The sequence below is a fragment of the Bacteroidales bacterium genome, from assembly GCA_012517825.1.
GTDB lineage: Bacteria > Bacteroidota > Bacteroidia > Bacteroidales > JAAYUG01 > JAAYUG01.
Genome location: JAAYUG010000072.1, coordinates 1 through 11,723, shown reverse-complemented (window position 1 = coordinate 11,723; position 11,723 = coordinate 1). Strand labels below are relative to the sequence as shown.

At 48.7% G+C, this 11,723-nt stretch carries 4 protein-coding genes; all 4 read right to left on the bottom strand.

Annotated elements, in window-relative coordinates; translation table 11 throughout:
• Nucleotides 1–3,830: hypothetical protein (locus GX419_04695; GenBank protein ID NLI23988.1), on the bottom strand; the 3,830-nt coding region annotated here is incomplete at its 3' end.
• A gap of 69 nt (nucleotides 3,831–3,899) precedes the next feature.
• Nucleotides 3,900–5,963, bottom strand: coding sequence for a hypothetical protein (locus GX419_04690; protein ID NLI23987.1), 2,064 nt, complete (start codon nucleotides 5,961–5,963; stop codon nucleotides 3,900–3,902).
• Between the two features lie 9 nt (nucleotides 5,964–5,972).
• Nucleotides 5,973–10,304, bottom strand: coding sequence for a hypothetical protein (locus tag GX419_04685; GenBank protein NLI23986.1), 4,332 nt, complete (start codon nucleotides 10,302–10,304; stop codon nucleotides 5,973–5,975).
• Nucleotides 10,305–10,383: 79 nt separating this feature from the next.
• Nucleotides 10,384–11,316, bottom strand: a complete 933-nt coding sequence (locus GX419_04680; GenBank protein ID NLI23985.1) for a hypothetical protein — start codon at nucleotides 11,314–11,316, stop codon at nucleotides 10,384–10,386.
• Between the last annotated feature and the right edge of the window lie 407 nt (nucleotides 11,317–11,723).

Here is an 11,723-nt window from a genome sequence, read left to right as displayed (position 1 = left end):
TTCAAGCTTTCCATCAGAAGGCTTCCACTTGCTGTTCCGTAACAATGTGCATCAATGATCCGGGCAATGACAGCCCTCAGGGTATCAGGCCGTGAGTCAGCCTTTTGATTCTGTATTACCGTGCATCCTGCTGAGTCGGATGCGCTCACCTTGTATGTTCTCTGGGCTAAAAGAGAATTAAAAGCCACTTCCTTGCCGTATTTTTCCGTTTTTCCGTCCAGCAAAAAACGATATCCTGCCCTGGAAGGAAGCCCTCCTTCAGCTTTTACGGTTATAATCGCATCGGAAGCACGCTGGCAGGATGCTTCCTGAAGAAGAATCCTGGCGATATGCAAGCTGTCTTTTTTCAAAGGTATTTCGATCTGAGCCGAACCTGAACATCCTGCCTGGTCGGTGACAATTGCCTTGTATGTCCCTGCACGAAGGTCGGTTACCCGGGAAATGCCCGGATGAACGGCAAAGCTATCCTGCCGGCCCGGAGAGAGGAGATGGATTGTGTAAACGGAATCTGGTATCTTCTGCCGTATGGAGAAGGAAAACCATCCGTTGGAAGCTTCCCTGCAGGCTGCAGAATCAATGCTTTCGGTAACCAGTTCCGGCTCGTTGCCAAGGTTTTTTACTGTAACAAGGGTATCGTTTCTGCAACCAACGGAATCGTTTGCCCTGATGCTGTAATTTCCTGCAATAAGATGCATGGCCAGAAGCGTATCGGCCGATCTGCTGAAGATGATTTCGGGGAAAACGGAATAGTTCAGTGCTCCGTTTTGCGGTGAGGAAGAGGCAGAAATCCGCATACTTCCGTTTGCCACACCCTCGCAGGACTGGTCTTTCAGCTGATGCAGCGTGAAATGTACCGGCGTGGGAAGGGAGGTAAGTGGCTGAACCTTCCTGACAGTGCATCCTGCAGAATCTGTTACCTGCACCAGGTAATTGCCGCTTTCAAGCCTGTCAAAAGTGGCGGTTGTATCCGTCAGCTCGCTTAATGGCTGGTTTTGCGGATATGAAAAGAGGGCAAAGCGGTACAGCCGGCCGGCCGGCACTCCCAGCCTGGCCGAAAGGGTAATCTTGCCGGTTGCGGTTCCCGGACAAATGGCGGGAGTTGTTTCAACCTGGCTGATCCGGAGGCTATCGGGGCGGACGGTTACGGTAAAGGTTCCTGAAACCTCGCATCCTGCCCCATCAGTTACTGTCAGTTCGTAAGGCCCCGTTCGTAAACCGGTAAATACGCATGCTTCAGGGGTTGACAGAATTTGTTCGGCAGAGCCAGAGTGGCTTTCAGTGCGCAAATGAAAGGGAGGAAAGTCCCTTTCTCCCGGATCGAAAAGAACGGTTACTTTGCCGTCAGGAACAGAGTAGCATGAAGACGGACTGGTGGTTACCGAAGTCAATCGGAGTGGTTTATCCGTAAGTTTTACTTCTGCTGCCTTTTCCGCCCGGCAGTCGTTGGAGTCGGTTACCGCCAGGGTGTAAATTCCGGGTGAAAGGCCAGTAAAGGTTTTCCTAGGGAGCCGGTCGGTAAGTCCCTTTACCGGCATGCTGATATCATACTTATGACCTGCAAAAGGTGTTCCTCCTTCCGGAACAAGGATGATCACGCCGTTTCCTGCTCCTGCACAACTGACACCAATAACCGAATCGTGCAGAACAAGGGCAGGTGGAGCCGGTGGAATTTCAACCGAAACACTTTTGCGGCAACCATTTATATCGGTTGCTTTTAACTGGTAGATAACTCCCGGGCCTACGGAAAGCAAGTTCCCGCTGACAGGAATGGTGTCGTTGAGGGTACAGGTCAGATATCCTGTGCCTCCTGTTGCCTGAACATGAAGGGTGGCCTGATCGCCATGGCATGGTGCGGGTTGTACACTGCAAGCCAGTTGAATATCCGGAGGTTCCGGAATGGTAAAATACCCCGAAACTGCCTGCCATGGATTGGCCGGATCGGCCGTAGTATCCCAAACTGATACAACATATCCGCTGCCGGCAATCAGGCTCCCGGAAGTTAAGCTGACGGTTCCGCTGCTGGTTATTCGTTGTGAAAAAATATCGGTTCCGTTTTGCTTTATGGTGGCCCGAAAGGGAGGCACTCCTCCCGAAAGAGCAATGGTAACTGTTCCATTGCCATGGTTTCCCAGTGTGGCCTGGTGGCAGAGCACCGGACCTGTTTCGGTGACCGAAATGCTGATGTCCGGTGGTTTTTTCATGGTAATCTGGCTTTGCACCCTGCAGTTATGTGCATCCCGGATATCATACACATGTTCACCTGCCGTAAGGCTCAGGGTGGCCTGATGGCCGGTAACAGACAGGTAGCTGGTCGTTCCGTACAGGCAATAGGCATAAGGTTCCGTACCTCCTTCAATACGAAGGATGGCATTTCCTTTAGCATTTCCGGTTCGTATCTGATAGGAGGTACTGTTGTCAAACCATTGATTTTCAGGTGAAAATGCAGCAGTCAGCGGATCAGGCTCCGGCATACTCACCAGAAGCGAATTTTTGCAACTGGTATCGTTGAGGAAACGGGCATTTATTTCGTATTTTCCTGCCCCCAGATTAAATCTCTGATCCTGAATGGATAGGCTGTCGATGACCAGCAGCGTATCCGGAACATCGGCCGAAAAGGTGACCGCATCATAAAAATAATACGTGGCCGTATCATCAGGGAACTTAATGGGCTTATAAAAATTGTTTATTTCGCTGATCGGATGAAGATCGTATTTTTTTATTGTCACCAGGATTTTTACAGTCTGGTTATTGAATGAAGAGCGTTTTGGGAAAGTAAGGATGATTTTCCCGTTTTTCATCCTGTAGCAGGAGGGTGGTGTAACGGATGCCTGAACGTTCAAAGCCGGAAGAAACATGATCCGTTCAATGTTTCCGGCAATTTTGTTTCCGTTAAACAGTTTGAATGCCCTGATTTCTATTTCCTTTCCAAGCCAGGAAGAATTGTTCAGATCGCTGAAATACAGTTCAGTCGATGCATTAAGGATTTTGGACAGCTGGGTCCAGCTGCTGGTACCACGTTGCCTGACTTCCAGATAAGCACCAACATTGGCAGTGCCAAAAAGTTTGTACCCCCCGCTGAGCCGGATGCTTTGATCCTGGCAGACCAGCCTGATGCCGTTCTGAACTGTAAGGGTAACGGTATCGTAAAATTGAAACGGACCCGTGACATTTCCATAGGTTTCGCAGGTTACTTCATTTCCCACGGTCTTCAGAACCCGGAATGAAATGGCTTTATAAAGATCGTCCGGAGTAAAATTGTTTTTGGGGGAAAATACGATTTGCCCTCCCGAGGGGCTAAGTGTGAAAGGAAGATCTTTCCAACTGCCCGACCCGCACTGGTACTGAAGGCGGGGTTGAAGATACCTGTAACTGTCAGGTGCTTTATTGAATGGATTATAGCAAAAAGCACTGTAAGCAATGGTATTGTTTGCTCCGGCGTATGAAGCAAGATTCGTGCTTTCAATATATACCGGATTGTCAAGAATAATTCTGCTGTAAATTGTGTAGGCGATTCCGTTGCAATTGAGGTTTGCAAAGCTGTTATAAGTGCAGGTACCGCCGGAATAATTGGTTTCTGTTGAAGATGTGCAGTTGGAAGCACGATAGGTTGTCCTGATTTTCTGTACACGTCCGTTCAGGTTTTTCAATCCCAGTGTGCTACTGAGCAGAACTTCCGAAGGGCTACCGTCGGTTACTGCAGTAAATGTGGCTGTGCCGCCGGCGGGGCTGGACGTGCAGGATGTTTCATAGTACCAGGCATTGAACTGTTGCCCGTTTACCGGCCAAACGGCAAGTAGTGCCAAAACCAACAGAAATCCGCTTTTTTTCATTTTCCAGGTTTTTTACTGTTGCACGATAGCAGTAAGCAAGCAAAATGAGGATGTGTGTAAGGTGGTATTTTAAAGCGTTATATCTACCGGGTCGCTGGGGGCAAGATGCTTTCCGTCATTGCTGACGGGTTGAATAACATACCGGTATTTTCTTCCGGCTGAAACCTGGTTGTCAGTGAATCTGGTAACATTTCCTGCTACGGATGCATAGGAGCGAAGGGCCTCTTCCCCCTCGGCACGGTATATAACCACTTTTCGCGTGTCAGAACGGACATTATTCCAGGAAAGTTCAACAGACCGCTTGCCGGCTCCCTTTTTCCCTTTAATGGTTGGCTTTGTTGCAGAGGTTTTTCCGAAAGATCGTGCCATCGTAACTTCCTCTGATGCGGATGAGAGGTTTCCCGAACTGTCAGCAAGCCGTATGCAGTAACTGTACAACACTCCCGGAATGGCCGATGTATCAGTCCATACCACGGTATCGGGCAGTTCCTTCAATGCGGTTACCATACGAAGGCAGGAATCCTTGCCGCCGGTCCGGTAAATCCGTGCCTCTTTGATATCGTCGGCTGTCCGGCCGCAGAATGACAAAACGATGCCCTTCTCTTCGCCCGATACAGCATATACTGCAGGTGGGGGCGGAGGTATTTTATCGGGTTTTGCAACTTCAAAAATTTCCGACAGGGCTGAATAGTTCTGCCGTTTGTCAACAGCCATCAGACGGTAATAAACTTTCCTGGTAAGGTTGTTCAGCGAGATGGAATCATAAAAAACAGTGCCGGTTACGGGAGTAACGGTTATCTGGGAAAATTCTTCTTCCGGACTGTTCCCTCTGTAAATGCGGTATCCGTATAGATCCGGTTCCGGATTTTTTTTCCATGTGAGGGTTACTATTCCCGAAGTATCCGCAGTGCCCGTGATGCCGGAAGGAGGGGAAGGGGGAACGGTATCCGCCAGTTGTACGAGAACCGGCAGGGAAAACCGGGTTTCTCCGGATGGGGTTTTCACCGAAAGTTTGTAGTAATTGGTTTCCTCCGGTTCATTATCGGTAAAGCTGGTATCCGATAACGATACTTTGCCGATGCAGGTATAATTTCTCCCTTCCACAGCTGAGCGCCATATTTTTATTTCGTTTGGACCGGAATGATTTCGTTGTGCCGGGTTCTGGTTTGTCCACGACAGTAGGACCCGGCCATCGTTTGTTGTCGAAGCGGAAGAAATAAACGGAACGGGCAAATCCCTTCCGCAAGGAATTGCCTTTGCAGGTTCTGACGGAGGGCTTATTTCCCCGAAGGCATTGATTCCCCGGATGCGGTAGAACAAATTTCCTGTGTCAGGCGATAGTGTATCGGGAAAAAGAATCGTACCGGTTTCCCTGTCGTTTGCAGAAAACGATACAATGGGTTCTTCCGTAAGGTTCTGATAGAGGCCGGTACTGTCGGCTGAGCGCTCTGCCAGCCAGGAAGTAAACACGTGCTGCAGGAGGCTGGTATTCCAGTGGAGAATGATCCGTCCTCTTTCGCACAGGATTTCAGGTGCAGGCGGTCGGGGCAGGGGAAGCATTTCGTCTGGTCCGGTGAAGATGAATCCGGTGTCAGCCGCAAATTCTGCTGGAGCAGAAGCAGCAACTATTCTGTAGAGGTATTTTTCTCCTTTTTGCACGGTGTGGTCGGTATAGTACAATGCCAGTGCCCTGGCCGCTGCCGGCGACATATCGGCAGCCAGCAGGGCAAGGGAATACCGTTGTTCCTGTTCTTCTGTTTTCTGACGGATGTCTTTTATACCGGCTGTCGGGGTGTTTATAACGCCGTACAATGCCTGGGCAGCAATTGATGCATATTTGCCCTCTCCGGCCCTTTGTTCCCATTCAGAAAGGGGATAGGGCAGGAGGGGTTCGGGTGTGAGCAGGGTGGATTCAGGTTCAGACAGAATCTTTCCGTTGCGTATCAGCGTATACCGGATAATTCTGTAACCGTAACGGTTGCCTGCAAGCCATCCTTCGTAAGAGCCGGGAGCCCAGCGCAGACAAATGGAATCCTTATAGGCGCGCGCAAGAACATGTATCGTCCCTTCCTTCGGTTGCGCCCAGAGCAGATTGACAAATCCACAAAAGATGAAAAGCAGTCTTCCTTTCATGAACTTCGGTTAAAATTGAGGTTGCGATAATTTAAACGGGTTGTGCAGAATCAGGGATAAGGAATGGGCGGGCTGGGTTTTTCCCGGCAGGAAATATTCAATACGTATGGGATAATCTCCTGCGCTGATAACCGGCCAGCAGAAATGGTTCAGTATTGTTTCTACCCTGCTGTTATCGGGGCATCCCGACAGACAGGAGTTGGCCAGCTGGTTCCGTACATCCGAATAGTCGCAGCTCCAGTAATAGGGAAGCAGATACATGATGTGGGCAAACTGCGCCCATGGCTGAACCTGACCTGAAAGCTCCTCGTCATCGGTAAGGACATGGTAGTAATTTTCCTGCCAGATCTGAATTTCTCCCGTTGGAGGAATTCCCAGCGGCTGTTCACTGCGCCAGCTGATTCTGCCTATGCCTGCCACCGGGTAATTTTCATAAATTGTTGGCTTCATATACTGCAGGTACCAGGAAGTTTCTTCCGGCACTGCCCTGATGCGCACCAAAGGCCCGAACTGGTCTCCTCCGTAAATTTCATACCTGTCAAATAATTCATCGCGGTAAAAGGTTGCTCCCGGAAGAAAAACATAAGGAGCAAACTCCTGCAAAAAGCGCACGTCAAGTCGGCTGAGGTTTATTTTTTCACTCAGGCTTCGGTATTGGCTGGTGCGGAAAGGCATGCTCAGGAGCACGGATTCCTCCTTTCGTGTGATGCTGGCAGTAGCCATCCTGCTGCGCATTTCTATTGTTACTGAATCGTTGTCGTAACTTGTTTTTTTGGTTTCTTCCGTAATGCCGGCATCGGGTGAAATGTTCAGGGGAATATTTACCAGTTCCAGATGGTATACCGTATTGCGCTGGAGATGCCCGGGAATCGCAAAGAACAGCGTGTTTTGCGACGGCTGATAGAAGGGTGTTACTTCTATTGCCTCAGCCCCTGAAACAGGCGTAAATCGAATTACCTGCTTCCATTCACTGCCCGGATTAAAATATGCCCTGAGGCCCTGGCGAAAAACAACGTATCCTGTATCTGCTTCACCAGGGTAGAAATTCATCATGTGCGAAACAGGATAGCTGTAACTGATTAATGAAGGTGGTATTTCTTTTGGCAGCGGTCCGGTGGTGAAGGTCACCTGCTGTGTTTCGGTGACGACTTTTCCGTTTTCGGTAAATGAAACCCATTGGCCGTTCTTCCACTCTTCAAAACTGATGGTTACTTCAAACGTATAGGAAGATGACGGATAAAGAATTTCAGACGATTTAAACACCAGCACATCCCTGGTCTGATTCCATTCTAACTGTCCATCAACTTCATCAGAACCCAACCTCAGGTTACATTTTTCAAGTTTTATGCGGTATTTCTCATACAGTTCCGGTTCATTGCTAAGCTTTATTTCGGTACCTACCGGGAGATTGAATACAACCCGCGGTGTAATGCATACATCTACATCCCTTGTATCCGTTCCGGGGGTGATGCTGCCAATCAGTTCCATATTGGCAGGGGTTTTTTCGGGTACAACTATTTCGCACTTTTCACCGGCCGTTATCTCAAACCGGCACTGACCCCGGATCATTCCTCCCAGGATGCTGTATTTTCCGCCCACGGTTCCTCTGAGATACATGGGATTGGGCCCTTTTGCTTCCATGAGGGCGGCGCCGGCCAGATTGAGGATGTCAAACTTTTTCGTTTTTTTAAGTACGTTAACTATTACCCCGAGCCGGCCCAGCAGATAAGCGTAAAGCTGTCCCTGTGCATACCATCCGTTGATTCCGGGAGGGCCTGAACTCCCTGCACAGTGAGAATTTGTGCCATAGTTGGTTAACATAAGGTCAAAGCCAGCCCCTATGTCAAAGTATCCGTAAACAACCCGGGTTTCTCCTCCTGCCCTGAAATCGAAACCCGAGCCAAATGCTACGCCCTTTGCGTTGTCCAGCATGGCCTGATTCCGGTTTTTCTGAAACTCCGACAGAGGGAGGTTCAGGATTTCGGCAACTCTTCGGTTCATCGGCAGGGCATCAGGAAGGTGCTTCCCGGCCATCAAATATCCGTATGCATGTCCGAAATTGGCAAAGTTCAGTCCAACAGGATTCTGAACGGTACCAATGTAAAAATACCAGTCATTATCGCCAACATGCAGGGTTATGCGCCCGGCCAGATTATTCGGTCCGTCGCCATGCAATGTCCCGGCAACATTGATGAAAATGCGTCCGTCGGCATGAAAGGAATGTTCCGTAAAATCCATTTCCATCTGCAAGCTGCCGGCCACCATAGAGGCTTTATCAGGTTCGGGAATCTCACCTCTGGCTGCTGCCTTTATTTTTTCTCCCAATACTGCCATTGTCGTCTGACCTGGAAGAGTAAGGCATTTGACTGCTCCGTCGAAGCCTATTCTGTTAATCCCTCCATGGGTATTGAATGCAATTTCAAAGCGGGTATCGGCCGAAACAAGACTTTTCTCTGCTACCACAAAACCGGCCTGCATGATCAACCCCAGTCCTGTTTTCCTGTCAGGCACATATACCAGCTCGGAAGGAAGAGAAATCCCCGGAATCTGATTGGGCGAAGATTCTTTTTGCTTCATCCTGCAGAAAATTCCACCGCCAAGCTGGTTGATAGTAATGGGTCCGGCCGGAATGCCGGTCGATGAGGAAAAGAGAACATCGGCACAGTAATACCTGAATGTACCATTGTTACCGAAAACCGCCATTCCGTCCACCATGAATTTCCCGGCTACTGACAGATGCACTTTCCCGCTGAATCCGTTTCCATATACCGGATCTTCATTAAGAAGTTGCACGTTTCCATTCAGCTCAAAGGCTGATGGTTTGGAGATGTTCACAGACAATTCTCCGACGTCAGTTCTTTCATAAAAGAACTGATGATTTTCCCATCGGTTCACGAGCATAATGTCCGCCTGCGCGGCAAATCCTTCCTTCTCCTGCTCCAGGAGGTTAACCGAGGCATCGATTTCCAAAGCATATGCTGGATGCAAAGCTCTTAACCCAATGTGGTTTATGGTAATCGGAAAATCTGCCAGCAGGCCTTGTTTAGAGCCGTCAAGCGAAAGATATCCGATGGAAAAATACGGTTCCCTTGTTGATATGCACATATTCTGAAACCGGATGTCAGCGAGTTCTATTTCCTGTTTCCCTTTCTCTCCCAGGGGAACATGGAGCGACATCCTTCCGTTGAGGATAGCTGAGGGTAAGAAGGTATCATTGTTGTCTTCAACCAGAATCCGTGAACCAGGATCAAGAACCAGTCGTGTTTTCCCCCACAGATTAACGGAAATGCTATCGAAGGTGCGAATGGAAAAAGCATACCGGCCATTGGCGTCAATGATGGCCGAATAAAAGAATCCGTCCGGTACCTTCAGACAGGGAATGTTGATACGTCCTTCCATGATACCTGCTTTCACATGATTTTCAATGAAGGCCAGGCTAAGGTTATCCACTGAAAAGTTCCATCCGTTCATGTCGCCTTCATTGAAAGAAAGAAGGTTCGTTGCCTGTACGGTACCACTAAACCCTCTGTCATCCAGCAGAAAGCCTGAGACGCCGAAACGGACCGGCAGACTATCCGATTTGCGTCGGAATTTCCTGCCCAATATGATTTCGGCATCACTGATATAAATTCCCTGCCATAAACCTGTATTTCCTCCAGGGAAATCTCCCAGTCGTTCCGGAGGAAAAAATAATCCGGCCGGGTTGAACCGGTCGCTCATGTCGAAAACAAGATGACGGCACACAAAGGTGAAATCGGGAAGGTTTTTGAGCTGAAAGGGCTTCAGGGAAATATCTGCCAGAAGGTCATTGAGGGAATGTGTGGTGATGCGAAATTCGGTTTCAACAGGCCCTCCCGCAGGATTTCCTTTTTCGTCAGCCGCTATGAACAGACCGGGCTGCAGCGAGAGCCGGCCAAGAATAGTCACTGATTCGAATCCTGAACACCCTGCTGAAACAAAACTGCCTTCCAGGATTCTGACATCGGAAACGGGCAGAAAATCAAGGGAAACTTCTTCCACCAGCATCAGTTCAAAAGGACCGGCGAGGCCGTCATTCAGGGAAAAAGGCACCTTGTAGGCTGCAAAATACAATTGTTTTCCGTCGGCCGGGTTGGTGATGCGCAGGCAGGCATCAAATCTGGCCAGTCCGGGTTCGAAGGTTACCCCCGTAATGATGAGCGCATAGGCCGGATTATCCCCCGGACCTATTATTCCCGCAGGAAGATTGAAAAAGAGCGTGGTGTCAATTTGCTCTGCATACCGGTTTTCCTGTTCTACCAGGGCAAAGATCGAATCAATTTTTCCGGGAGTAAGCCGGATGGAATCCTCACTGGCTGTCACCGGGCAGGATAAAAGGAAAATGAAGATTATGAAGCTTCCAGTAAAAAGAAAAAACTTCCCGGTGCGAATGCACTGTCTTTCAGTAAATATCCTGAAGGATGGCATCGGCATTGTATTTTTCTTTCATCCAATTATTTACCAATGCAATAGTTTCTTCCGATGACAGGGTGCTGAATCCGGCCGTATCCTGCACGGGAAAACCAGCAAGATAGGGTGCAATCATTCCGAGGATTTTTGCAGTGCAGGGTATGGCCTGTTCGTTGTCAGGATTGGAAGAGGAGCAACGCGACGATCGGTCCATGGCAACTTCCAGCAGGTAATCAAATGCTTCCTTCCGGCGCATATAAATCAGGTCGGGAAACATGTCCTCAATGGTTTCATCATTGACCGGAAGCTTTCTGATTCTTTTCATGCAGTACCTGATTGCTTCCCTGTCGTCCATGCGCGCAAGGGCCAGATAATATACCCATTGAAGCTGTTGATTCTTCTCCTGTCTTCCTATGGTCCTGTTTTTGAAATCAGGAATCAGATTCCGGCATCCAGCAAATCCTGCTATTCTGATCAGATCTTCCGGTGGATTAGCCGTGGCTCTGAAGATTTCTTCCAGCGCTTTTTTTGCCGGTGCATCAAACAGCGAACGGTTGAAATTCTTTAACTGGGCCAGATTTTTGCTGGCAACCCATGGATTGGAATCCCGGCAGCCCTGAATAAGCTGCATCAACACGTCCTTCCTGACGTCGGAATGAACGGTTTTTCTTCCAATTGCTGCCGTGAGGTACCATGAAGCTTCCCTTATCCTGTCATTTTTGTCGGAATGGTATTTCTGCAGAAGAGAAAGCACTTCCTTCTCGTCACGGTTGAATATTTGCCCGGCAAGGCCGGACGAAACAGAGCCTTTCTGATAAGCAGTAATAAATTCCTGTATAAGATTCTCCGTATCCTGTCCCTTTATTTGCAGGAAAGGGCTCAGGCAGGCAAAAAGAATCAGAAGGATTCCCTTTTTCCGCTGCATTTTTCGTGACGGTTTTAGATTGATGCATCAGTTTCCTCTCCTGGCTGGTGCTACAAACCGGTTCATTTTCCTGAAAAAAGGATCGCAGCTACCGGTGCTGCGATCCTGCCTATCAAGGCTTCGCTCCGTCAACTCCGAAGCGACCAACCAGGTTCATTTGTTTATACCAGAATTGCTAAAATCTCGCAGGCGTTTAATAAAATTTTTTTTAACTTCTTTGTATTTTATTAAATATCAATGTCTTATAAAAGTAAAATTTTTATCTCTTCAAAAAAAATCAGATTAATAAGAGTTAATCAATTTTCGTGACGGTGAAGGATAAGGGGGGCGGGGTTACGGGGTTTCAGGGTTCCAATGTTCCAGCGTTTCAGGGATTCAGGGTTCCAATGTTCCAGCGTTTCAGGGTT